28 protein-coding genes are annotated in these 22,509 nt (G+C 70.0%); 11 read left to right on the top strand and 17 right to left on the bottom strand.

Annotation, left to right across the window (positions count from 1 at the left end):
• Positions 1 to 31: 31 nt before the first annotated feature.
• From SLINC_RS42220 to SLINC_RS42210, 3 genes are all read left to right on the top strand, one after another.
• Positions 32 to 1,012, top strand: coding sequence for a zinc-binding dehydrogenase (locus SLINC_RS42220; protein WP_067446397.1), 981 nt, complete (start codon positions 32 to 34; stop codon positions 1,010 to 1,012).
• Between the two features lie 348 nt (positions 1,013 to 1,360).
• A complete protein-coding gene (locus SLINC_RS42215; RefSeq protein WP_237282014.1) occupies positions 1,361 to 2,359 on the top strand; it encodes an RNA polymerase subunit sigma-70 in 999 nt (332 codons plus the stop codon).
• A 5-nt stretch (positions 2,360 to 2,364) separates the two neighbouring features.
• Positions 2,365 to 2,604: a hypothetical protein gene (locus SLINC_RS42210; protein ID WP_067443701.1), complete on the top strand. Its 240-nt coding sequence runs from the start codon at positions 2,365 to 2,367 to the stop codon at positions 2,602 to 2,604.
• 15 nt (positions 2,605 to 2,619) lie between these two features.
• Here the strand turns inward: SLINC_RS42210 and SLINC_RS42205 are convergent, their stop codons facing one another.
• Both SLINC_RS42205 and SLINC_RS42200 read right to left on the bottom strand, forming a co-directional pair.
• Positions 2,620 to 3,174 (bottom strand): hypothetical protein, encoded by a 555-nt coding sequence (locus tag SLINC_RS42205; RefSeq protein ID WP_067443700.1) that lies wholly within the window; start codon positions 3,172 to 3,174, stop codon positions 2,620 to 2,622.
• 34 nt (positions 3,175 to 3,208) lie between these two features.
• On the bottom strand, positions 3,209 to 3,655 hold the full coding sequence (locus tag SLINC_RS42200) for a hypothetical protein (protein ID WP_067443699.1): 447 nt from the start codon (positions 3,653 to 3,655) through the stop codon (positions 3,209 to 3,211).
• Positions 3,656 to 3,704: 49 nt separating this feature from the next.
• Here SLINC_RS42200 and SLINC_RS48900 point away from each other — a divergent pair, with 49 nt between their 5' ends.
• Positions 3,705 to 4,121 (top strand): HAD family hydrolase, encoded by a 417-nt coding sequence (locus tag SLINC_RS48900; RefSeq protein ID WP_211292769.1) that lies wholly within the window; start codon positions 3,705 to 3,707, stop codon positions 4,119 to 4,121.
• Here the strand turns inward: SLINC_RS48900 and SLINC_RS42190 are convergent.
• Both SLINC_RS42190 and SLINC_RS42185 read right to left on the bottom strand, forming a co-directional pair.
• Positions 4,105 to 5,085 (bottom strand): NADPH:quinone reductase, encoded by a 981-nt coding sequence (locus tag SLINC_RS42190; protein WP_067443698.1) that lies wholly within the window; start codon positions 5,083 to 5,085, stop codon positions 4,105 to 4,107. The genes SLINC_RS48900 and SLINC_RS42190 overlap by 17 nt on opposite strands.
• A 20-nt stretch (positions 5,086 to 5,105) precedes the next feature.
• The gene (locus SLINC_RS42185; RefSeq protein ID WP_067443697.1) at positions 5,106 to 5,678 is read right to left on the bottom strand and encodes a PadR family transcriptional regulator; all 573 of its coding nucleotides are present in this window, start codon (positions 5,676 to 5,678) and stop codon (positions 5,106 to 5,108) included.
• A gap of 104 nt (positions 5,679 to 5,782) precedes the next feature.
• On the opposite strand from SLINC_RS42185, the gene SLINC_RS42180 reads away from it, so the two are divergent.
• A complete protein-coding gene (locus SLINC_RS42180) occupies positions 5,783 to 6,637 on the top strand; it encodes an alpha/beta fold hydrolase (RefSeq protein WP_067443696.1) in 855 nt (284 codons plus the stop codon).
• Here SLINC_RS42180 and SLINC_RS42175 read toward each other — a convergent pair.
• The gene (locus SLINC_RS42175; protein WP_067443695.1) at positions 6,612 to 8,096 is read right to left on the bottom strand and encodes a DUF1996 domain-containing protein; all 1,485 of its coding nucleotides are present in this window, start codon (positions 8,094 to 8,096) and stop codon (positions 6,612 to 6,614) included. The genes SLINC_RS42180 and SLINC_RS42175 overlap by 26 nt on opposite strands.
• A gap of 407 nt (positions 8,097 to 8,503) precedes the next feature.
• On the opposite strand from SLINC_RS42175, the gene SLINC_RS42170 reads away from it, so the two are divergent.
• Together SLINC_RS42170 and SLINC_RS42165 are read left to right on the top strand one after the other, a co-directional pair.
• On the top strand, positions 8,504 to 8,689 hold the full coding sequence (locus tag SLINC_RS42170; RefSeq protein ID WP_067443694.1) for a hypothetical protein: 186 nt from the start codon (positions 8,504 to 8,506) through the stop codon (positions 8,687 to 8,689).
• A 142-nt stretch (positions 8,690 to 8,831) separates the two neighbouring features.
• Positions 8,832 to 11,591 (top strand): tetratricopeptide repeat protein, encoded by a 2,760-nt coding sequence (locus SLINC_RS42165; RefSeq protein WP_067443693.1) that lies wholly within the window; start codon positions 8,832 to 8,834, stop codon positions 11,589 to 11,591.
• 36 nt (positions 11,592 to 11,627) lie between these two features.
• Here the strand turns inward: SLINC_RS42165 and SLINC_RS42160 are convergent, their stop codons facing one another.
• From SLINC_RS42160 to SLINC_RS42145, 4 genes are all read right to left on the bottom strand, one after another.
• Positions 11,628 to 12,191: a hypothetical protein gene (locus SLINC_RS42160; protein ID WP_067443692.1), complete on the bottom strand. Its 564-nt coding sequence runs from the start codon at positions 12,189 to 12,191 to the stop codon at positions 11,628 to 11,630.
• Between the two features lie 197 nt (positions 12,192 to 12,388).
• Complete coding sequence (locus SLINC_RS42155; RefSeq protein ID WP_067446393.1) at positions 12,389 to 13,090, bottom strand: response regulator; 702 nt, start codon at positions 13,088 to 13,090, stop codon at positions 12,389 to 12,391.
• Between the two features lie 132 nt (positions 13,091 to 13,222).
• Positions 13,223 to 13,960, bottom strand: coding sequence for a CBS domain-containing protein (locus tag SLINC_RS42150; RefSeq protein WP_237282013.1), 738 nt, complete (start codon positions 13,958 to 13,960; stop codon positions 13,223 to 13,225).
• A 15-nt stretch (positions 13,961 to 13,975) separates the two neighbouring features.
• Positions 13,976 to 14,440 (bottom strand): cyclic nucleotide-binding domain-containing protein, encoded by a 465-nt coding sequence (locus SLINC_RS42145; RefSeq protein ID WP_067443691.1) that lies wholly within the window; start codon positions 14,438 to 14,440, stop codon positions 13,976 to 13,978.
• A 495-nt stretch (positions 14,441 to 14,935) separates the two neighbouring features.
• Between SLINC_RS42145 and SLINC_RS42140 the strand changes: the two genes are divergently transcribed.
• Positions 14,936 to 15,841, top strand: a complete 906-nt coding sequence (locus SLINC_RS42140) for a universal stress protein (RefSeq protein ID WP_067443690.1) — start codon at positions 14,936 to 14,938, stop codon at positions 15,839 to 15,841.
• 16 nt (positions 15,842 to 15,857) lie between these two features.
• Here the strand turns inward: SLINC_RS42140 and ppk2 are convergent, their stop codons facing one another.
• A complete protein-coding gene (gene ppk2, locus SLINC_RS42135) occupies positions 15,858 to 16,661 on the bottom strand; it encodes a polyphosphate kinase 2 (RefSeq protein WP_067443689.1) in 804 nt (267 codons plus the stop codon).
• 17 nt (positions 16,662 to 16,678) lie between these two features.
• Here ppk2 and SLINC_RS48285 point away from each other — a divergent pair, with 17 nt between their 5' ends.
• Entirely contained in the window at positions 16,679 to 16,852 is a 174-nt protein-coding gene (locus SLINC_RS48285) for a hypothetical protein (RefSeq protein WP_159425405.1), read from the top strand.
• Here SLINC_RS48285 and SLINC_RS42130 read toward each other — a convergent pair.
• Together SLINC_RS42130 and SLINC_RS42125 are read right to left on the bottom strand one after the other, a co-directional pair.
• Complete coding sequence (locus SLINC_RS42130) at positions 16,824 to 17,765, bottom strand: carboxymuconolactone decarboxylase family protein (protein ID WP_225988467.1); 942 nt, start codon at positions 17,763 to 17,765, stop codon at positions 16,824 to 16,826. The two genes, SLINC_RS48285 and SLINC_RS42130, sit on opposite strands and share 29 nt — an antisense overlap.
• The gene (locus SLINC_RS42125) at positions 17,740 to 18,150 is read right to left on the bottom strand and encodes a MerR family transcriptional regulator (RefSeq protein ID WP_225988466.1); all 411 of its coding nucleotides are present in this window, start codon (positions 18,148 to 18,150) and stop codon (positions 17,740 to 17,742) included. The genes SLINC_RS42130 and SLINC_RS42125 overlap by 26 nt, the downstream gene beginning before the upstream one ends.
• Positions 18,151 to 18,296: 146 nt before the next feature.
• Here SLINC_RS42125 and SLINC_RS42120 point away from each other — a divergent pair, with 146 nt between their 5' ends.
• Entirely contained in the window at positions 18,297 to 18,806 is a 510-nt protein-coding gene (locus SLINC_RS42120; protein ID WP_067443688.1) for a MarR family winged helix-turn-helix transcriptional regulator, read from the top strand.
• Positions 18,807 to 18,831: 25 nt separating this feature from the next.
• Here the strand turns inward: SLINC_RS42120 and SLINC_RS42115 are convergent, their stop codons facing one another.
• The 4 genes from SLINC_RS42115 to SLINC_RS42100 form a co-directional block, all read right to left on the bottom strand.
• The gene (locus tag SLINC_RS42115; RefSeq protein WP_067446384.1) at positions 18,832 to 19,257 is read right to left on the bottom strand and encodes a PPOX class F420-dependent oxidoreductase; all 426 of its coding nucleotides are present in this window, start codon (positions 19,255 to 19,257) and stop codon (positions 18,832 to 18,834) included.
• 76 nt (positions 19,258 to 19,333) lie between these two features.
• A complete protein-coding gene (locus tag SLINC_RS42110) occupies positions 19,334 to 19,726 on the bottom strand; it encodes a nuclear transport factor 2 family protein (protein WP_067443687.1) in 393 nt (130 codons plus the stop codon).
• A 37-nt stretch (positions 19,727 to 19,763) separates the two neighbouring features.
• The gene (locus SLINC_RS42105) at positions 19,764 to 20,546 is read right to left on the bottom strand and encodes an MBL fold metallo-hydrolase (RefSeq protein WP_067443686.1); all 783 of its coding nucleotides are present in this window, start codon (positions 20,544 to 20,546) and stop codon (positions 19,764 to 19,766) included.
• A 53-nt stretch (positions 20,547 to 20,599) separates the two neighbouring features.
• Positions 20,600 to 20,980 (bottom strand): VOC family protein, encoded by a 381-nt coding sequence (locus SLINC_RS42100; RefSeq protein ID WP_067443685.1) that lies wholly within the window; start codon positions 20,978 to 20,980, stop codon positions 20,600 to 20,602.
• Positions 20,981 to 21,210: 230 nt separating this feature from the next.
• Here SLINC_RS42100 and SLINC_RS42095 point away from each other — a divergent pair, with 230 nt between their 5' ends.
• Positions 21,211 to 22,092 (top strand): SPL family radical SAM protein, encoded by an 882-nt coding sequence (locus tag SLINC_RS42095; RefSeq protein WP_067443684.1) that lies wholly within the window; start codon positions 21,211 to 21,213, stop codon positions 22,090 to 22,092.
• A gap of 53 nt (positions 22,093 to 22,145) precedes the next feature.
• On the opposite strand, the gene SLINC_RS42090 is transcribed toward SLINC_RS42095, so the two are convergent.
• The gene (locus SLINC_RS42090) at positions 22,146 to 22,481 is read right to left on the bottom strand and encodes a winged helix-turn-helix transcriptional regulator (protein ID WP_067443683.1); all 336 of its coding nucleotides are present in this window, start codon (positions 22,479 to 22,481) and stop codon (positions 22,146 to 22,148) included.
• Positions 22,482 to 22,509 lie beyond the last annotated feature (28 nt).

The raw sequence follows: 22,509 nt of genomic DNA, 5'->3' as shown, positions 1-22,509 counted from the left end.
ACCGGAAGAACTCACCGCCATGCCCAAGACCATGCGAGCCATCGTCCTGACCCGCCCCGTCGCCCCCGACCAGCTGACCGTCACCGACGTACCCGTCCCCGACGTACGCCCCGGCTGGGTCCGCCTCCGCATCAAGGCCTTCGGCGTCAACGAATCGGAAGTGACCAGCAGGCAAGGGGAATCCGATCCGGACTTCTCCTTCCCGCGCATCCTCGGCATCGAGGGCGTCGGCATCGTCGACGCCGCCCCGGACGGCAGCGGCCTGACGCCCGGCCAGAAAGTGGCGACCATGATGGGCGGCATGGGCCGGAGCTACGACGGCAGCTACGCCGAATACACCCTGGTCCCCGTCGGCCAGGTGATCCCCTTCGACACGGACCTGCCCTGGGAGACCGTCGGCGCCCTGCCGGAGATGTTCCAGACCGCCTACGGCTCCCTCACCACCGGGCTCGGCCTCCGGCCGGGCCAGACCCTGCTCATCCGCGGCGGCACCTCGACCGTCGGCCTGTCCGCCGCGGCCCTCGCCAAGGACATGGGAGCCACCGTGCTGTCCACCACGCGCCGCGCCGACCGCACCGAGGTGCTGCGCGAGTACGGCGCGGACCACGCCCTCGTCGACGACGGCGAACTCGCCGACCGCGTACGCGAACTGTGCCCGGGCGGGGTCGACGCCGCCCTGGAACTGGTCGGCGGGCCCGCCCTGCCCGACACCCTGCGCGCGGTTCGCCCGGGCGGCACGGTCTGCTTCACCGGCTCACTGTCGGGCGAATGGACCATCCCCGACTTCAGCCCCTTCGCCGTCATCCCCATCGGAGTCCGGCTCACCGTGTACGGCGGAGGGGCCACCGACCTGCCGGCCGCCGTCCTCGACCGCCAGCTGCGGTCCATCGCCGCGGGCCGCCTCAAGCCCGCCGTCGCCAAGGTCCACCACGGCCTCGACCAGGTCCCCCGGGCCCACATCGACCTGGAGTCCGGCGGCGCACCGGGCAAACACGTCGTCGTCCTCGACTGACGGCACGGAGACCCGCGGCACGGAGACTCCTGGCACGGAGACCGACGGTTCGGAGGCGCGTCATACCGGATGTCGCGCGGCGTCGCGTCGGCGTGGTTCCGTCTGACGCACCGGCGGAATTGGTGGATCGTGTCTGCTGACCGCGCGCGACCGGGCAGGGGGTGACGGAGATGGGGCGCGAGCACCACGACCACCCCGAAGGCGGCGCCGAACCGTCGTAGGCGCGGGCCCACGCCCTCGTCCAGGGCACGTTGCTCCCGGATTCGGTGCTGTCCGTCGGCCGGTGATGAGTTTTCGCGCCCGTGCCCGTCACACCTACGACGGGACACGACAAGGCGGAAGGACAACATGATGACTGCGGAAACGCGGCCGGAGGAGCTGGGCGTGAGCGGGCTGGGCGAGGTCGACGAGCCGGTGTTCTCGGGGCTGGCGGAGCGGCACCGGCGGGAGCTGCACGTGCACTGCTACCGGATGCTCGGGTCGTTCGAGGACGCCGAGGACACCGTGCAGGAGACGTTCCTGCGTGCCTGGCGGCGGCGGGAGACCTTCGAGGGGCGGTCGACGTTCCGGGCCTGGCTGTACCGGATCGCCACCAACGCCTGCCTGGACCTGCTCGCCAAGTGCCGCCCGGAGCCCGCGACCGGCGGCGAGGTGCTGTGGCTTCAGCCCTACCCGGACCGACTGCTCGACGAACTGGCCGCGGGCGACGCGGACGAGCCGGAGACCGTCGCCGTCGCGCGGGAGACGATCGAGCTGGCGTACCTGGTCGCCGTCCAGCACCTCGCGCCACGTCCGCGGGCCGTGCTGATCCTGCGGGACGTGCTCGGCTGGCGGGCGAAGGACGTCGCGGAGCTCCTCGGAGACTCCGTCAACTCCGTGAACAGCGCGCTCCAGCGGGCTCGCGCCGGCATGCGGGAGCACCTGCCCGCCGAGCGGCAGGACTGGACCGGCGGCGAACAGGACGCCGCGACACGCGAGTTGGTGCGCCGCTTCACCGACGCGAGCGTCGCCAAGGACATCGACGGTCTCGCCGCCATGCTGCGGGACGACGTCCGCTTCTCGATGCCGCCCACCCCGGGCCTGACCATCGGTCGCGACATGGTGGTGAACAACTGGGTCGAGGACGGGTTCGCGGACCTGGGGCGCATGCGTTGCGTCCACACATCGGTGAACCGGCAGCCCGCCCTCGCCTTCTACCTCTGGCAGGAGCAGCAGGGCGCCTACCTGCCACTGACCCTCGACGTCCTGCGCATCACCGGCGGGGCGATCGCGGAGATCACCACGTTCCATGACGATCAGTTCCCCCGGCTCGGGCTGCCCGAGCGCCTGCCGGCGGACGCGGAGTAGCCCCCATGAGGACGCTCACGCTGCGCGGTGGCGTACGTGTCGCGGTGCTCGCGGCGGAGTGGCACGACGCGTTCGCCGTCGTCACCCGCGGGCGGGTGCAGCTGGAGCTGCGCGACGGCGCACCCGGTCCGGTCCTCGGACGCGACGCCGGGTTCTGGCTCCGCGACACGGGCGTCCGCGCCCTGCGCAACCCCGGCCGTCGCACGGCGAGGGTACGCATCGTCACGCCCGGGAGTACCGAATGACGGAGGACCCGGTCGTTACTCGACGTCCTTCACCGAGGTCGGCCCCAGCTGCTTGGCGCTGGCGTACTCCGGCATCGTCATGGGCTTGTCGAACAGGAAGAACGACTGGTTCGTGCCGACCGTGAACTCCATGTACGCGCCCGTCGTGGCGTCGAATCCGTAGTAGGCGTTGCAGGTGGAACCCGACGTGTAGGTGCCGTCCATGCCGGGCTGCGCGAGGACCGCGACGCCGTTGTTGGAGGACTCCGCCCTCTCCGTCGGCGTGAGCATCTTGCAGCGCGGCACCGGCAGGCCCTTCATGATGAAGTACCCGTACGCACCATTGGCGTTCTGGATGTAGACGTACGAGAGCTTGCCGCGCTTTCCCCACGTCTTGATCCACTGGTTGATCGCTTCGCGGGTCGGCGAGTACTCCATGCGGCCCGCCGGCTGCTGGGCCACCAGGTGATCGTAGTTGTCCTGCTTGGCCTTGTTCTCCTTGTCCTGGCTGGAGTCGGTGCAGGACGTCAGGGCAAGGCCCAGGACGAGCGCGACAACGGCGGCCAGGACCATGCGTACGGACTTCTTCATGCGGTGCTGCCCTCTTCCCGGGATGAGATGGGGATCAGTTGGTGCACGTCGTGCGCTCGACGTCGGCATCCAGCCGGTACGGCAGATCCTTGTCGTGGAAGGGCGCGCGGTGCTCCTGGGCGGCCTTCGAGTTGTAGGCGTTGACCGACTCGATCCGCGTGGCCCTCAGCGCGGTGACCGACTGGTCGATCTGCGTCGCGCGGGTCTCCGAAGCGGTCTTCCGCTCCTCCTGGAGCGCCCGGATCGTCCCTTCGGCGTTCTGCACGGCCTCGCACAGATCGAAGAACTCCTCGTACGCGGTCTGCCGGAACTCGCCCGAGCCCACGGTGTTCTCCCGCCTGTCCGCCTCACCGCGGAACGGGGCGGTGATCCACCCCGCGCCACCGAAGGCGAACACCCCGATCACGTACAACACCGCCAGGCCGACGATCCCGCCGACGGCCCAGGCCCCCAGCCGTACTCCCTCGCGCACCTGCCCCATGTCCACCCCTCCTCGAAGACGCGTACGACAACCAGTGTTCCGCCGAAAAGTGCCGCAGCTTCGCGGTGTCGGAGCCGCAGCCGGACAGCGCGGCGAGAACCAGGAGGGTGGGCACAGCCCCGTTCTACGCGAAGGCCCCCGGGAGGGGTCCCGCGCACCGTCACCCGGCGGCATCGAGGAGACGGCGTACCGGGAACTCACCGCACCCGACGCCTGGCTGCCCTACCGCGACACCGAACCCACGCGCCGCGCACTGCGCGCCCGGGGAGTGCGCATCGGGATCGGGAGCGACTTCGCCTGGGACCTGCGGATCCACCTGGCCCGTGCCGGGCTTGAGGACCTGATCGACGCGTGCGTGATCTCCTGCGAAGCGGGCCGCGAGAAGCCCGACCCACAGCTTTTCCTCAAGGCCTGCGCGGACCTGGGCGCCCGCGGTGGCCTTGACGTGGTCACTGGGGGATGGTGACCAGAACGCGGCCGCGGCCACCGACGTCGACGCGGTCGTGGGCCTGGGCGATCTCGTCCAGTGGGTAGCGGGCGCCGATGTCGACGGTGAGGGCACCGACCGCGGCCGCGGCGGTGAGGTCGCGGGCTGCCTGCCGTTTCGCCTCGACGGGGAAGTCGTCGCTACCGATCAGGCGCAGGGTCACGTTGGCGAACAGCAGGGGCCAGAACGGCACCTGCGGCCGGTCGGCCCGGGTGGCGTAGGCGGCGATGACCGCGTCGTTCGCCACCACCTCGGCGTCCAGGTCGGCGTTGTCGGAGAGGGCCACTTCGACGATCCGGTGCACGCCCTGCGGCGCGTGGGCGCGGATCGCCTTGGCCGGGTCGTCCTCGTCCAGTGCCACGGCGTGGGACACCACGGAGGAATCGACGCGGTCGAGGTCCTTGCCGCGTGTCACGGTGCCGATGACGGTCGCTCCGCCCCAGCGGGCCAGCTGGGCCGCCATGGAGCCGACGCCGCCGAGGACCCCCTGCACCAGTACGGTCCTGCCGTCGACCGACCCGTCGCCGAACACGGCGCGGTGGGCGGTGATGCCCGGGATGCCCAGGGCGGCGCCGAGTTCGTCGCCGAGGTGATCGGGGAGGGACACGGCCAAGTGCTCCGGTACGACCGAGTACTGCGCCGCGGTGCCGAAGGCGCGGTAGGACTGGGCGCCGTACACCCACACCCGCCGGCCCACCCGAGTGCCGTCGACGCCCTCACCGACGGCGTCGATCACGCCGGCACCGTCGCTGTGCGGGATCACGCGCGGAAAGGCCATGGAGGAGCCGAGCCAGCCGCGCCGCTTCTTGGTGTCGCCGGGATTGACGCCTGACACGGTGATGCGCACGCGTACCTCACCCGGGCCGGGTTGCGGCTCGGGCAGCTCGCCCACCTGGAACACATCGGCTGCCGGGCCCTGTCGGTCGTACCAGGAAGCAAGCATGTGCAGACCTCCGTAGCCTCTCAGCTCGCGTGCTCATCGAGCGTAACGGGACCATCACCGGGGCGCGCGGCGCCGGGGTCGGCTTCGCCCAGGACCTCGCGCAGCCAGGTGCGTTCGGCGCGGCTGATGGCGCGGGCGGTGAGCAGCATGCCGCGACGGTAGGGGTCGGCGACGTTTTCCGCGCGCAGGGGGCGGTCCCCGTCGTAGAAGAAGCTCGCCGGCGCCTCCAGGAAGTCGAGCCGCCGGCGGAGCACCGCGTGCTGTTCGGTGACGTCCGGCAGTTGGGAGAGGAACGCCAGGATCGTGAAGAACCGAGTGAAGTCGGTGATCTCGTGGTCGGCGGGCTCGCGCAGTCGCTTCAGCATCTCGGTACGCCCGGCCTCGGTGAGGCTCAGGACGTACCGCGCCGCGCCCGCGCCCGGCTCGGTGTGCCGCTCCAGGAGACCCGCCTTCGTCAGGCGGTTGATGGCCGGGTAGAGGCTGCCGTCGCTGACCGGACGCGTGTACCCGGACAGCTGGGTGACGCGGCGGCGCAGCTCATGGCCGTGCAGGGGGCCGTCGGCGAGGAAGCCGAGGATCGCGAGTTCCAGCATGACGCCATCTTCTCACATCGATTCGATGTGCACATCGAATCGATGTACTGTCGGGCGTGAACCCAGCCGCCATCCCCGCAAGGAAAGAGAAAAGGAAAGAGAACATGACCGACATCAGCCCCCGGCAGACTCACGTCACCTCCGCCGACGGCACCGCCATCGCCGTCACTGTCACCGGCCAGGGCCGTCCCCTGGTCGTGTCCCCCGGAGCCCTGTGCGCCGCCCAGGACTGGCAACTCCTGGCCGACGCCCTCGCGCCCCACATGAGCACCTACGCCGTCGACCGCCGCGGCCACGGAGCCAGTGCAGACAGCCCCGACTTCAGCATCGAGCGCGAGCAGGAGGACATCGCCGCCGTCCTCGAACTCGCGGGCTCCGACGCGATTCTGCTCGGCCACTCCTACGGCGGACTCGTCACCCTGGGGCTCGCACTCAGGCAGCCTCCCGCCGGGTTCATCCTCTACGAGCCCCCCGTGCCGGTGCACGGCCCCGTCGGCGGGGCAGCCCTCGCACCGTTCGAAGAGGCGGTGGAGAAGGGCGACCTCGACCATGCCCTGGCCCTCGGCCTCCGGAACTTCCTGAAGCTGCCGGAGGAGGCGATCGAGGCGTTCCGCCGAGAGCCGGTGTGGTCCGTACGCGCGTCGATGACTCCCACCTGGGCCCGCGAGGTCCGCGCCATGGACGCCTTCGGCGACGACCTCGAACGGTTCGCTCGCCTGGAGACCCCCACTCTCCTGGTCGTCGGAGAGCTCAGTCCGCCGTGGCTCACCGACACGTCCCGGCGTCTGAAGCGGTCCCTGCCGAACGGCAGCCTCGTGGAGATCCCCGGCCAGGCGCATGACGCATACCTCACGGATCCCGCCGCGATGGCCGAGGCGATCCTCCCGTTCGCCCTGAAGCCGGTCTCCGCCATGGGCGATCGACGCGGTGACATCACTGGCACTGGCGGCCGGTGTTGATGCACTGGACCATCTCGTTCATCAGCTGCTCGTCAAAGACGTTGACGAAGTCGCCGTGGTCCGTGATCGGCTTGTGCATCTGCTCCGGGAAGCCGTCGACCGCGTAGAACGGGCTGGACCGGCCGTTGTCGTTCAGGCTGGGCGCGTCCACGTCGTAGACCAGACGCTGGACGAGCTGCGGAATGGCCTTGAAGCCACCCGGACAGGCGCCCGTGGCCGGATCGGCGAACGCGACGTGGGAGCGGTGGTTGGCGCTGTCGATGTTCTGGCCGTCCCAGCAGCTCTGGAACTTGGACGTCCTGACCAGGCTGCTGCCCTCGGGACAGACCGGGTACTTGTCCGTGAGCTGGCGGTCCTCGAAGCCGGTGCAGCTCCACGCCGCGTTGGCGTTCGCGGTGCCGTTGGTGAACGCCTTGGCATCACCGGTGATGATCCGCAGGAACTTGGGCATGGCCACGACCTTGCCGCCGGGGTTGCCCACGTACTCCAGGGTCACCTCGGACGCGGTGAGGATCCTGCCGGTGTTGCCCTCGGCGCCGCCGCCCTGTTGCTGGGCGTCGAATTCCTCGGTGCCGTCCTGCAACCGCAGGACCGGCCAGTAGTAGGAGGACTTGTCGCCCTGGTTCTGGCACGACGTCTCGCCGGCCGCGAAGTCGTCGTTGGAGGCGAACGCGTCGTTCGCCTGGTTGCCGATGTAGTCGTGCGTGTGATGGGCGCCGTTGTCCACACCGGGCGCGACGATGACGTTGTCGCTGTTGTACAGCTTGTTCTCGTTCACCCCGCACTGGGTGGCGAAGGTCCCCCGGGATGCCTCCTGCGACATGCGGGGTGCGGTCACATTGGGTTGGACCGTGGTGATGTCGACGAAGTCGGCGGCGACAGGCCCGTTGCCCGCCTGGCCGCCGTTCTGATCGTCGCCGGTGTCGCTCTGGTTGCCACCGGTGTCGCTCTGGTTGCCGGAGGCGCGCAGCGTACAGGCGGCCAGCGACTCAAGGCCCTGCGGCCTGTCCCCTGCCCTGCCCATCGCTGTGGCGATCCGGTCGATCGTCGCGACCCGCTTGTCCTTCAGCGGACCCATGATCGCGTTGTTGGCGAAGTTGCCGTCCTGCTGTAGGGCCCGGGTCGAGCTCCGTAGCCTCTGATAGGCCTCGGAGATCTGGGTGTCCAGCAGAGCAAGCTGCTTGTCGACCTCCGCCCTGGCCTGGTCCGGCACCTGCCGCAACCCGTTGCCGACGTCGGGGCAGTCGATGGTAGAGGCCTCCGAGGCCGCGGCTTGCCCGGTCCCGCCTTGAGACGAGCCTTGGGACGATCGTTTGACGGCGTTTCCGCCCGAGCTCTCGTGGGCGGAGGCGTACACATTCACGACCACCAGCCCGCCTGCTCCGAGGGTGAGAGCCGCGGCGGCGGCCATGACCTTGCCGCCCGTGGTCTTCGACCGTTTGCGCGTGTTGCGCCCCATGGATTTCCTCCGAACTCTTCCGGGTGGCACACCACTTCACGAGGTGAGCCGCACCAGAAGGAAGTGACGTCCTGCCTGTCGGCCCCGCTCAGGGGCCCGTTGCCGACGAAGGGCCGGCCGGTCGTCGTCCGAGCCGCCGAACCCTTCGTTCTGGGACCAGAGTTGCCCGTGGGACTGCCGCGACGGGGGAATCGGGTCGCCACGTCAGGTTCTCGTAAGAACTCGCCGCACCGGCCCATGAGTTCGAAAGCGCTGGTTGACGCCGCCCGCGGAGCGCGAAGGTGCGGCCCAATTCTTACGAGAGGTTGACGGGACGACCAACCAGCTTCACGCAGGCCGTCGAACCGGCAAGCCTGGCCCCTCGCCACCAGCCCGGAGTGGCGGTCGCAGAACACGAGGAGTCGGACATGAGCAGGCCCAGCCAACGCGACCACCACCAGTCCGCGGCGCCGAGTCCCCTGAGCGTCATCGGCGGCGGGTATCTGGCGACCATGGCCCTCGGAGTCAGGGTGGCCATTGCCTCGGCCGACCAGCCCGACCGTTCCGCCGCCGAGACGGTACACACCGCCTGCGCACAGGGGGACGCCGGCTGACGCCGGTCGGGTGCTCCTGTCACCGCTCGGCGGCCTGGGGGTTCGCTCTCGTGGACGGGCTGTCGTGAGGAAGACTTGGGGCCGGACGGGGCGGACAGGGATCCCCGCCCGGTCCGTTCGAATGCGAGGTGGCCCGCTTCCCATGCCCGAGTGGTCGATCAGTGAGATCAGTGATCCGTTCGTGCTGGAGATCCATCGCTCGGTCGAGGTGGCGACGGCCGGTGCGGGGTCTTTGCCGTCCTTGCCTGCCTACGTGCGGCGGGAGCACGACGAGGTGCTCGACGAGGCAGTGGCCGGCGCGGTCACGGGGCACAGCCGGTTGGTGTGTGTGGTGGGCGAGTCCTCCACGGGCAAGACACGGGCGTGCTGGGAGGCGGTGCGAAAGCTGCCGGACGGCTGGACATTGTGGCAGCCGGTGGCACCGGGCCGAGCGCAGGCGCTGCGCGACGGGCTGGCGTCGCTCACCCCGAGAACCGTGGTCTGGCTCAACGAGGCTCAGCTCTTTCTGCTGACCCCCGCAGGCGGGGTCGGGGCAGAACTGGCCGCTGGGCTCAGGGAGTTGCTGAGCGATCCGCACCGGGCACCGGTACTGGTGATGGCGACGATGTGGCCGGGTTACTGGCACGAGCTGACGGCACTGCCCCGGGACGGAAGTCACGACGACCCGTTCAGCGAGGCACGGGCCTTGCTCAGCGGCCGAGATGTCCAGGTGGCACGCAGGTTCGCACCCGTCGACGTAGCAGCGGCACGCCGTGCCGGCCGGACCGATCCACGTCTGATGCTGGCCGTCGAGAAGGCGAACGAGGGACAGGTCGTCCAGTACCTCGCGGGGGCACCCGCGCTGCTGTCCCGTTACGAGTCGGCACCTGTCGGGGCGCGGAGCCTCATGACCGCCGCCATGGATGCCCAGCGGTTGGGCCATGGACCCTCGCTGTCCTACGGGTTGCTCACCGAGGGTGCCGAGGGCTACCTGACGGACGAGGAGTGGGACTCCCTCGCCGACGACTGGCTGGAGACGGCCATGGCATACGCCGCCGCGCCGGTCGCCGGAGTACGCGGAGCGCTGGTGCGAAGGCGTCCACGTGACCGTCGTACGCCAGGTGGCGCCGTCCCGGGCGATCTGCCGCACTACCGTCTCGCCGACTATCTCGACCAGCACGGCCGGCACACACGGCAGGACGACGCCGTACCCGCCGCGCTGTGGGAGGCATTGCTGACGCATGGGGACAGGGCCGGGTTCGTCGCCCTGGGGCAGGCCGCGGAGGACCGGGGCCTGCTGCGGGTGGCGGCGCGGTTCTACACGCGGGCGGAGGCTGGGGCCGAGAGGATGGCACGGCTCCTGGACTCCTGCGGACGGCGGGACGAGGCCCACGCCTGGTGGGTCCGTCGTGCGACAGAAGAGGGCGGAGGCTCTGCTCTGTACGACGTGGTGGCGACGGCGCCCGACGGCACACCACAGGAAGCCGAGCAATTCCTGCAGTGGTGGTGGGACGAGGTGCCCAAGGACGCCTCGCAAGGCAGCGTCCTGACCACCCTCATCCAACGCCTGGGGCCGGTGGACGATGCCAAGGCCCTGCTGTGGTGGCGCAGAGCCGCAGAAGAGGGCCATGTCCAAGCCGAACAGGTACTTATCGACCACCTTCGAAGGACCGGCGGTGCCGATGCGGCGCTGACCTGGTACTGGCAGCGGGCTTCGGGCAACCCGTTCCACCGCCGTAAAGCCGCGGACCTGCTCATCGAGTTGGGGCGCGACGGCGAGGCGACATCCCTTCTGGCGGCCTGTGACGAGGACGACTTCGACGCCCATCTGAAACTGGGTGAACTGCTCCTGGAAGACGGCCAGAAGCAGAACGCGGTCGATCGACTGCGCCGGGCCGGCCGGAGCACCTCGTGGTCCACCTGGGAACGGGCCGCTCGCCTGTTGGCGGGTGCGGGGCGGGACGACGTGGCCTTCGAGATCTTGGAGCGTGTCGCCGACAGGGACGGCCATGCGCTGATCGTCGCCGCCCAGATGCTCGATGAGGCCGGGCGGCATGCGGAAAGCCTCCCCTGGTGGCGTCGGGCGGCCGCGGTGGACCAACCCGGCTCCTGGGTCGGTCTTCAGTACGCGCGATCGCTCGCCAGGAACGAGGAGTTCTCCGAGGCCCTCACGTGGTACCGGCGTGCCGTGGAGTCCGGCGAGCGCCGCACGGTCGAATCCGTCCAGCCGTGGGATGCCGAACTGCTGGCCGCGAACGGCAGAACCGAGGAAGACCTGACGCGATGGCGGCTCACCTATGCGGCCACGACCCACTTCCTGGGAAAGCCCCTACGGCGATGGAACGCACCGCTCGACGAGACCCTGGCCTGGCTGTTCGATCTGACCGATCGCGGTCATCGCAGCGCAATGTGGTACGCCGTCCGCAGACTGTGCGACGCGGGGCGCGAGAGCGAGGCCCTGGACTGGACCCTCGCCCTGGCGGAACGCGGACATGACCAGGCCTGCGGGGAAATCGCCGAACTGTACGCCGCAGCGGGCGAACTGGACCTGGCTCTGCGGTGGTGGGAGCGGAGCGCGCGCGACACCGACTCCCGCTACACGGCGTACAGAGCTGGGGGCGAGGCCCTACAGGAAGCGGGCCGGACCGAGGAAGCCCTGCGATGGTTCCGGCGCGCCGTGGAAGCCGGTGACGTGGACCTTCTGTGGACCACCGTCGACCTGTACGAAACACGGCAGCGCAGCGAAGAAGCCCTTGACTGGCTGTGGCAACTCGCCACACGCGGGTGGAGTCCCTGCGTGAGCCTGGCCGCCGACGTCCTTCACCGGCAGGGCAAGGAAGGGGAGTCGGAGCAGCTACGACGGTACGGATGGGAGCCGGACGGTTCCACCGCCGCCGCCTGGGACGCACCGCCGCCCACCTGACCGCGCCCCCGCAGGTCGAGCGGCCGCGCCATGCCGTCAAGGGGCGGTGACGGCGGCCCGCGCGGAGGTGAGGAACGCGCTGCGGGCAGTGGTGTAGTCCAGCGGCGGCGCGGTCTGGATCAGCGCGGCGGCAAGGTCCTCCGCGGCCGTGACAACGGGATCAGGACCTTCCAGGCGCACGACGTTCAGCGCCTCGTCGACAGCGTCCACAGCCGCCTCGTACTCCTGCCGCCGGACCGCAGCGGTGGGCGTACCCAGCGCGGACCGGTGAGCGGTCCTGGCCTGGTACGCGGCTTCGGCCTTGCCGAGAAGGGCCACGTACGCGGTGCGGCGTACGTCTCGCTCGACGGCTCGTGCCTGTTCGGCCAGGGTCTGCCGGCTGACGTCGAGTTGAGCGTCGGCCTGGCGCTGCCCGGCCGCCCACGCGGCGTCCGCCTGGCTCTTCCCCGCGGCCCAGGCCGCGTCGGCCTGACGCTGCCCGGCCGCCCACGCGGCATCCGCCTGACGCCTGGCCGCCGCCCAGGTGAGTGTGCCTGTCACCGCGCTGCCCGCGACGGCGGCGGCAGCGGCGATCAAAGCCGTCGCGACTTGCTGGTCCACGGGCCACGTCCCCGGTCGGTGCACAGATCAGACGGAGCCTACTGCCCTTGACCAGGCCCGGGGGGCGTGCCCTCTTGTCGTCCAGGTGTCCGCCGATGCTGCGGAGGGTCCTCTGGGCACAACCGGGGGTCGGAAAGCGGAAACGCCAGGCCGACTCCTGTGGATCGACGAGGAACTCCGCACGGCCCGGTCGGAACTCACCGTGCGGGGCGGTCGCCGGGCTCCGACTGCTCCAGTTGGGAGGCCAGGACCGCGGCCTGGACACGGCGCTGGACCCCGAGTTTGGCCAGCAGGCGGGAGATGTGGTTCTTGACGGTCTTCTCCGACAGGTAGAGTTTCTTTCCGATCTCGCGGTTGGTGAGGCCGTCGCCGATCAGCGCGAGGATGTCCCGCTCACGGGGTGACAGGCCCTCCAGTTCGGGCGCGATGGTCGCCGTCTCGGCGGGATCGGCGCGCAGCGAGCGCATCAGGCGGGTCGTGGTCGCGGCGTCCAGCAGGGACTGGCCCGAGGCGACCGTGCGGACCGCCGAGACCAGGTCCGATCCCCTGATCTGCTTCAGGACGTAGCCCGAGGCACCGGCCATGATGGCGTCCAGCAGGGCCTCTTCCTCATCGAACGAGGTCAGCATCAGGCAAGCCAGCTCCGGCATCCGGCTGCGCAGCTCACGGCAGACGGTGATGCCGTCACCGTCCGGGAGGCGTACGTCGAGTACGGCGACGTGCGGCCGCAGAGCCGGTCCTCGGACCAGGGCGTGCTCGACGGTGTCCGCATCGCCGACCACCGAGATGTCGGGTTCGGCGTCGAGCAGGTCGGTGATACCGCGTCGTACGACCTCGTGGTCGTCGAGCAGGAAGACACGGATCGGATTCTGCTCCGTGAAGGTGCGTGTCCCGGTCATGACGGTCCCTCGTCCCCGGTGGCGGTCGGACTGCGAGCTGTCCTTGACGACGATCATCGCTCGCCGGGCCAGCTTGTACCAGGGCCGACCGGCCCCATTCGGCCCCGAGACGCACCCTCACGGGACCGACGCTCACGGGCCGACGGCCCTCGTACCGGGTGATCGGCCGGGCTGGTCGGACGGGCGCGTGCCCGTACCGCGGACGGGGATGGAGCCGCCGGAGTCCTCCCGCCGCTCCAGCTCGAAGTCCACGTCCACCACACCCTCGACGGCGCGTGCCAGGCGGGCGGCCACGGGGACCAGTGACCTGTCGCGGACCCGGCCGGCGAGGTTCACGACTCCGTCGTGTACGTCGACGCGGATCGCCGACGCAGGGGCGGGGAACAGGTAGGACACCACTTCGCGGCGGACCTCTTCGGCGATCTCCTCGTCACCGCGGAGGAACACCTTGAGCAGGTCGGACCGGCTGACTATGCCTTCCAGCATGCCCAGCTCGTTCACCACCGGCAGCCGCTTGACCTTGGAGTGCGCCATGGTGCGGGCGGCTCGGGCGAGGGTGGCGTCCGGGCGGACGGTGAGCGCCGGGGAGGTCATCAGCTCCTCCGCGGTGACCGCGCCGGCCTTCGCCAGGTCGGAGAGGCGGCGCAGCTGGGTGTCCCGGTCGGGGTCGCTGTCGCGGAACTCCTCCTTGGGCAGCAGATCGGCCTCGGAGACGACGCCGACGACCCGGCCCTCGCCTTCGAGGACGGGCAGGGCGCCCACCTTCCAGTCCTGCATCAGCCGCACGATCTCCTTGAAGGTCGCCCTGCGGCCGACGGCGGCGACCGTGTGGGTCATGACGTCGCTGACGATGTGCGGGGTGCCGTGCATGATCACTCCTCGTGTTCAGAGGCCGCTGCCGGAGCCGTACGGCGCGTACAGGTCCAGCAAGCGGATCCGGGCGGAGCGGAGGCGGTGGGCGAGCACGTCACCGACCCACTGGGCCAAGGCGTGGCCCATGGCCGGGTCGTCCTGGCACATCAGGCGGACGGCCGTCGCGTCGAACTCGTAGGCCCGCACCGGGGTCGTCGCCTCGGCACCCAGGTGGTAGGCGTGCGGTGCGAACAGCCAGGACCAGCCGACCAGTTCGTTGTGCCGCAGGGTCTCGATGACGGCCGCGCGGCGACCGGGCACGTGCATGTCCAGCTCGACGGTTCCCGTACGGATGATCCAGAACCGGTCGGCCTGGCCGCCTTCTTCGAACAGCCGCGTCCCCTGCGGGATCGTCACCTCACGAGCCACACGCATGAGGCGGTGGCGGTGCTCGGCGGGCAGGGCGCGCAGCATGCTGGGCGTGGGAGTCGTGATCATGGCGTGCCTCCGGCGGGTGTGGGAACTACAAGTCCCAGGCTGTGCCCCTCACCGGCGCAGGCCCATGGGCCACTCGGTCCATCGGCTGGGCCACTCGGCTCCGCTGTGTCGGCCGAGTACGCCGGTGGCCGGGGAGGGCGGCTGCTCCCGGTGCCGGGCGGCGCCGTTCCCTCGGTGGGGTGGCCGCCGGACCGGTGGAGTCGACCTTCCACCAGGTGATGCCGGCGCTGTTGTGGGTCGCCGAGTGGCCGCCCGCCCAACACCTCTGCGACGGCTCGCCGAGCATGTCGACGAATCCGTTCGCCGAGTACCACGTCGTCTACGCCGTCGTCCTGATCGCCCTGGCCGCCGCCTTGGCCGGCGACACGCTCGGCCTGGGCCGGTCGGCCCCCGGCAGGGACACACGGCCCCTGCCGGAAGGCTCGTCGAAGGACGACGCTCGTATCGGGGCCCCCGGTTCAGGCGTCGGGACCCGCGATTCAGGAGGTGGAGACCATGACCCGAACCGTCACCGTCGGCCTCGACGGCTCGCCCGAGAGCCGCGCCGCGGCCGAGTGGGCGGCCCGCGAGGCGCAGCTGCTCGGCCTGCCGCTGAAGCTGGTCCAGGTCTGGGAGGCCGTACCGGCACCCATGGCGCAGGCGCCGTTGCTCGGCGTCGAGACACAGCAGCACTGGACCGAGCGGATTCCGCGCGAGACGGCGGATGGCCTGCGACTGCGTCACCCCGGCCTGGACGTGATCACCGAGCGGTTCTCCGGTGGGCCCGCCGAGGTGCTGGCCGGCGCGGCTGCGGAGGCCGAGCTACTGGTCCTCGGCTCGCGCGGGCTGAGCGGAATCGGCGGATTCCTGGTCGGTTCCGTGGGCCTGGCGGTCGTGGCGCACGCCGAACGGCCGGTCGTGATGGTCCGGGCCGGTGAACAGGCCGCCGACGAACACGAGATGGACCCGGCCGGCATCCCGTCCGCCGCGACCGCGTTCCGCCCCGTGGTCCTCGGCCTCGACGTCGACAGCCCGGACGAGGAGCCGATCGGCTTCGCGTTCGCCGCCGCCGTCCGCCGCGGCACGTCCTTGCGGGTCGTCCACGGCTGGAACCCGCCCCCGTACTACGCCTACGGCCTGAGCGTGGACCTCGAACTCCACGGGGCGCTGACGCGGCGCGAAGCCACCGCCCTGACCGAGATCCTGGCCCCGTGGCGCAACAAGTTCCCGGACGTCGAGGTGGCCGAGGAGTCCTCCTACGGCAGCCCCGGCAACCATCTCGCCGATGCCTCCCGCGAGGCATCCCTGGTCGTCGTGGGCCGACGGATCCGCCGCAGCCCGCTTCGCGCCCGCATCGGGCCCGTCACGCACGCCGTCCTGCACCACTCCACCGCACCCGTCGCCGTGGTCCCCCACCTCTGAGGAGCCGCAATCGTGCTCAGAGACTCGCCGCGTGATCGGGGACGTAGGTCTGAAGATCACGCGGCGGGCGCTGGTAGCCGGTCGACGGTGGGCGCGCGGGCAGCTCCAGGACCGGCGGCGGGACCTCGCGGTACGGGAGGGAGCCGAGGAGGTGGGCGATCATGTTCAGCCGTGCCCGCCGCTTGTCGTCGCTCTCCACGACGTACCACGGGGCCTCCGAGACGTCGGTGTGCACCAGCATCTCGTCCTTGGCCCGGGAGTACGCCTCCCAGCGGGTGAGCGACTCCAGATCCATCGGCGAGAGCTTCCAGCGGCGCAACGGATCCTGAAGGCGCCTGCGAAACCGCTCCTGCTGCTCGGTGTCGCTCACCGAGAACCAGTACTTGCGCAGCATGATCCCGTCCTCGACCAGCATCCGCTCGAAGATCGGGCACTGACGCAGGAAGAGCCGGTACTCCTCCTGCGTGCAGAAGCCCATCACGTGCTCGACGCCGGCCCGGTTGTACCAGGACCGGTCGAACAGCACGATCTCCCCGGCGGCCGGCAGGTGCTCGACGTATCGCTGGAAGTACCACTGGGTACGCTCGCGCTCGGTCGGCTTCGGCAGGGCCGCGATCCGGGCGACGCGGGGGTTGAGGTGCTCGGCGACCCGCTTGATCGTGCCGCCCTTGCCCGCCGCGTCCCGGCCCTCGAAGACCACGACCAGCCGGACGCCCTCCGCCCGCACCCATTCCTGCAACTTCACCAACTCCGTCTGGAGACGGAGCAGTTCCTGCTCGTACACCTTGCGCGGCAGCCGCGCCGCACCCTTGCCGGCCATGCCGCCTCCACCACCCGATGACCCACTTCCGGAGCCATCCCCTGTCCAAGGTCGAACATCAGAACGCCACCGTACTTTCCGACGACGGACTGCGCACCCTGGACGCCCGCTGGCGGGTCCCCGACTACCTGGTGGCAGGACGTCAGGGGAGCGCGCCGCTGTTCAAGCAGGGCGGATCCCGCGCTCCTTGAACACCTCGCGCACGACACCGACGGCATTGAGCGCGCGGGGGAATCCCGTGTACGGGACGGCCTGGATAACCGTCTCGATCACCTGCCGCGGGGAGAGTCCCACCCTGAGCGCGGCGTTGAAGTGCACCTTCTGCTGGGGTGCCGTGTCACCGAGGGCGATCAGTCCGCCGAGCGTGACAAGCTGCCGTTGCCGCAGGTCGAGCCCCGGTCGCGAGTAGACGTCCCCGAAGGCGAACTCGACGATGTACCGGCCGAGATCCGGCGCCACGTCGTTCAGGGACTCGATCACCTCGATGCCGTGCTCGCCATCTACCTCCCGCAGTTTGTCCTCGCCCCGTGCGTAACGGTCGCCGCCGGGCTCCACCTCGACCGGCTCGACGCGTACCCCTCGCTCCTCGAACACGGTGCGGGCGGCGGCCAGCGCGTTGAGCGTCCGCGGGAACCCCGTGAAGGGAACCAGGTGGATCAGCGCCTCCACCACCTGCGCCGCGTCCAGTCCGACATGCAGGGCCGCGCCGATGTGGAACCGTAACTGCGGGGCGGTGTCCCCGGCGGCGGCCAGTGCGCCGATGGTCACCAACTGCCGTTGCCGCACGTCGAGTCCGGGCCGTGCGTGCACGTCCCCGTACGCGAACTCGACCACGAAGCGGCCCAGATCCGGGGCGATGTCCTCCAGCGCCTCCACCGTGGCGAGGGCATCCTCGCCGGCGATCTGCTTCATACGGGCGGCGCCCCGCACATACCGCTGGGACGGCCCACGATCCGTACTGTCGGCCACCGCCACGCCCGGCCTCGTCAACGGGGCCGCCATCGCGCCGACCCCGCCGACGGCTCCGTACCGCAGGAGGGCCCGTCTGCCCCGGCCCGCCTCGTCCTTCCCCCGTGCGTCACGCCTCTCGCCCGCTGTCCCCATCGTGTTCCTCCACCAGTCGCTCGTAGTGCGCGATCTTGTTGTCGATCGCGTCGAGGCTGCGCATGACGGCCTCGTACCTCGCCCTGACCTGTGCCTGGTGTTTCTCCAACAGCTCCAGCCGCTCCCGCACGGTGGCGTCCCCGCCCCGGCGCAGCTCCGCGAACGCCACCATCCCCTGGATGGGCATCCCGGTCGTCCGCAGCCGCAGAAGGAACGCCATCCAGGCCAGATCCGCCGCCTGATATCGGCGCCGTCCGTCCGGCCCGCGCTCCACGCTGTCGATCAGCCCGATGCGTTCGTAGTAGCGGAGCGTGGAAGGGGTGAGTCCGGTCAGCTCGGATGTCTCGGCAATGGTCAGAGTCCCGTCGATCCGTTCGGTCGTCACACGACGACCGTAGGAGTTGAAGCGCGCTTCAACGCAAGGGCTCCGTCCCAGCCGGCAGCAGATGGTGGCCGGCGTCTGCCGGGGCTTCCGCCGCCGATGACCTACAATTAACCATCCATGGAAGATAATTCTTCGGAAGATGGGCAATGGCTGACCTGAAGCGGCTGTACCGGGAACTGGTCTCGCTGGAGATCGAGCTGTGGGCGGGCATCGAGGGGCGGCTGCGGGCCGAGTACGACCTGCCGCTGACCTCGTTCGAGGTGCTGCATCTGTTGCTGCGCCGGCCCGGGTCGCGGATCCAGGACATCGCGGAGGAGTTCTCCATCACCGTGGGCGGCACGAGCAAGGTGGTCGACCGTCTGGAGGCGGCGGGCCTGTGTGCGCGGCGCGCCAATCCGAACGACCGCCGTTCCTCGATCGTCGAGTTGACACCCGAGGGACGGAAACTGGTGGACGGAGCGCTGAAGGTCTTCGAGGACGAGCTGGAACTGCGGATCGGGTCGGTGATTCCCGAGCAGTCCGTGCGCGAGGTGACGGCGGTCCTCAGCACACTGCGGGCAGCCGGACGGGCCCTGGACGTGGAGCGGAAGGCCGCCGGGCAGACACCGGCACCGGGCGTGCGGGCGTCGAAACAGCCCGGCCGACCGGCGTCGTGAGCCGCGACGCCCATCAGCCCACGGGTCAGTCGGCGATGCCGTCGAAGGCGATGACTTTGTCGATACGACCCCGCACGAGGATGTTGCCGGGACCGCCGTTGCGCGCGGCGTACTCCTGGACGCGGTCGTCGCCCATGTAGCGGGCGCCGAGGAGGCCGCCCCAGTGGAGCATGTCGTCGGGGTCCTCGGAGATCTCGGCGCGTCCTTGGAACAGGACGAAGGCGTACGGCGGCCGGTCCTCGTCCACGCAGAGGGCGAACCGTCCGTCGCGGGCGAGGTTGCGGCCCTTGACGCCGTTCTTCTCGGTGGTGAGGACGATGTCGTCACCGTCGAGGAGGAACCAGACCGGTGTCACGTGGGGACTGCCGTCGGCGCGGACGATGGAGAGCTTGCCGGTACGGGTGCCGTGCGTGACGAACGCTCGCCACTGCTGCTCGGTCATCTTCCGCATGTCGGACGCCTTTCGTGTGGTTACGGACGACGACTTGTGGGTGCCCGAGACCGAGCCGGCCTCGGGCACCGCGGTTCTAGCCCCAGAAGGTGTCCTCGGCGGCCGGATCGGCGGAGAAGAGCCACATCTCGGTGATCCTGCCGTCCTCGATGCGCAGGACGTCGACGCCGTCCATGCCCATCGACGCGTCGCCGCGGCGGCCGGTGAAGTGAATCGTGGCGGCGACCAGGTCCCCGTTGCCCATGAGGGTGTGGATCTTGTCGATGGCGAAGGTGCCCTGGCTGGCCTCCATCATGCCGCCGAGCATCTGGAAGACGGCGCCCTGGCCCTTGTGCTCGCCGGAGAACCGGTTGGCGCCGGGCTGGTGCCAGACGATGTCGACGTCGAGGAGTTCGCCGAGCGCAGCCATGTCGCCGCTATGGACGGCCTGGAAGTAGGTGCGGGCGATATCGATGTTCGTGCTGGTCATGTCGTGTGTCCCTTGGGTTCTTGTACGGGGGTGGTGGTCATCCGGCGAAGTCGAGGCGATCGGCGAGGCCGGCGCCGGTGAACGCGGCCTCGATCTCGTCTCGGCCTTCCTGGAAGTGGGCCCAGCTGTCGAAGTGGGCCGGGACGACCCGGCGGGCGCCGAGCATCTGCGCGGCCCGGGCGCCCTGGGCGCTGTCGAGGGTGAGCAGAGCGCCTTCGAAGGCGAAGGGCATGCGGGCGCCGCCGAGGAAGAGGACCGCGGTGTCGACGGGAGCGAACTTCCCGGCGATCTCCTCGACGTGCTCCAGGGCGGCGTTGTCGCCGCTGACGTAGACGGAGGGCAGGTCGTCGGAGGTGAGCACGAAGCCGATGACATCGCCGGTGACCGGTTCACAGCCGACGGGGCCGTGCCGGGCGGGTACGCCCGTGACGGTCATGGTGCCGCCGTCGGGCCTCCAGAGCTCGGCGGTCTCCCAGAAGGCCAGCCCGTGCGCGTTGCCGCCCAGACGACCGGCACCGCTGACCGTGGTGAAAACGACCGGCGCCCCGGGCAGGAAGGCGCGGCCGGCGTTGTCCAGGTTGTCGTCGTGCTCGTCGTGGGAGAGCAGGACGGCGTCGACGCGCCCCAGGTCGGCGGCGGTGACCGGTGACGGCTCGGTCTTGACGAGCTTGTGGTCGCCGGGAAGGGGCATGGGGTACTCGCCGGGCGGGTCGAAGGTGGGGTCGGTGACGAACCGGAGCCCGCCGTATTCGATCGTGGCGGTCGGTCCGCCGTAGACGCGGACGGGGATCTTTTCGCCGGTGGCGCTGGTACCGGGCATCGGGAACCTCCAGACGGAGAACGGGGGGGGAAGACGTCGGCCTCGGCAGCCGGTCAGGGGGCGGGCGTAGAGAACACGCCGAAGTGGTTGCCCGCCGTGTCCTGGAGCCGGGCGAAGGTGAAGCCCGCGGCGTCGGAGACCGGTGCCATGAGCACCTCGGCGCCCAGCTTCTCGGCGCGCTCGACGGTCGCGGCGACGTCCTGGACGAAGACGTAGAAGATCGCGTAATTGGGGAAGCCGCCCTCCGATTCCCACACACCGCCCGCCGGCTGCTGGGCGCCCGGCGGCATCACCGAGTGATAGGTGACCCCCGGGGTGTTGGTGTTGAGCACGTACTTCCAGTCGAAGAGCTCGCCGTAGAACTCCTTGACCTTCTCCGGCCGGTCGGTGCCGAACTCGAACCAGGCGACCGAGTTGAAGGCGGGAACGGTCATGACACTCACTCCTTAAGCCCCACAGGGGAGAGATGCGCCTCTCTGCGACAAGGCGGGGGCCCTGAACCGGCCCGGTGTCCAGCAAACCATTTACATTCCATGGAAGCAACTTCCATCGATTATTGTTCCATGGGCGTGGTTCCGGTGGCCTTCGGCCGTCCGGCCCACGGACGGCACAGAAACCCGGCGTCTCGGACGCGGACGGTCGGGCCGACAGGAAGGAAACGGTCATGGAACCGGTCGAGATCGAGGCGAAGACCCTGATCCAGGAGTCGAAGACCCCGTCGAACGACTACGTCATCAACCCGTACACCGGCTGCGTACTGGGGTGCGCCTACTGCTTCGCCAGCTTCGCCGGACGGCAGTTCGGCCGGTCGGTGAAGGAATGGGGCGACTACCTGTACGTGAAGAAGAACGCGGTCGAACTCGCCCGCAAGGAACTGGCGAAGATGCCGCAGGACAAGCAGCGGGGCACCATGCTGCTCAGCTCGGTCACCGACCCCTACCAGGGCCACGAGACGAAGTACCGGCTCACCCGCGGCATCCTGCGCGAGCTGGAGGCGGTGCAGTACCCGGGCCTGGTCCGCATCCTCACCAAGTCACCTGTCGTCACCCGTGACATCGACATACTCTCCGCCCTGCCCCGCGCCGAGGTCGGCATGACCGTGACCACCACCGACGACAAGGTCAGCCGCTGGCTGGAGGTACGCGCCCCACTCGCCTCCCGCCGCCTGCGCACCCTGGCCGAACTCACCGAGGCGGGCATCCCCACCTACGCCTTCGTCGGCCCGCTCCTGCCTCACTTCGCCACTCGGCCCGAGCTCCTGGACGACCTCTTCGGCCGACTCGTCGACGCGGGGGTGAGCGAAGTGTTCATGGAGCACATCAATCTCAAGCGGTACATCCTCGAGCGCATGGACCAGGTCCTCGCCGACGAGCCCGAGGATGTCCGCGAGGCGTACCTCCAGGCGCGGACGAAGGAGCATCGCGACCAACTCGACGCGATCGTGGCCCAGTTGCTGGACAAGCACGGCCTGCGGCTGCGCTTCGAGGAGGTCGTTCACCACGACGACAACGACTCCCTGCGGGGGAGGCTCGCGTCCTCGGCATGAGCCTCTGCCGTAGCCGGGGCGGGGCGTACGTCAGACGATGACGGAGGCGTACGTCAGACGGTGACGTCGGCCCCGGGATCCGGTACCGCCATGGCCCAGTCACCCATGGCTTCCAGGACGTCGCGCAACCCCTCGCCGAGAGGGGTCAGCGCGTACTCGACGCGCGGCGGGATCTCCGCGTAGGTGGTGCGGGTGACGATGCCGTGCCGCTCGAACTGGCGCAGCCGGCTGGTCAGGGTGTGCGGGCTGATGCCGGGCAGTGCGTCGCGCAGCTGGGTGAAGCGGTGAGGCCCGTGCAGCAGTTCGCGCACGATCAGGGTGGCCCACGGGCCGTTGAGCAGCGTGAGGAAGCGGGCGACGCCGCACTCGGGGAGACAGGGATCGGTCACAGTTTTTGACCGTACCCCATTAGTGCAG

The organism is Streptomyces lincolnensis, assembly GCF_001685355.1.
GTDB classification, from domain to species: Bacteria; Actinomycetota; Actinomycetes; order Streptomycetales; family Streptomycetaceae; genus Streptomyces; species Streptomyces lincolnensis.
Note: the sequence above shows the minus strand (reverse complement) of the source record. Positions and strands in the feature narration are given on the sequence as shown.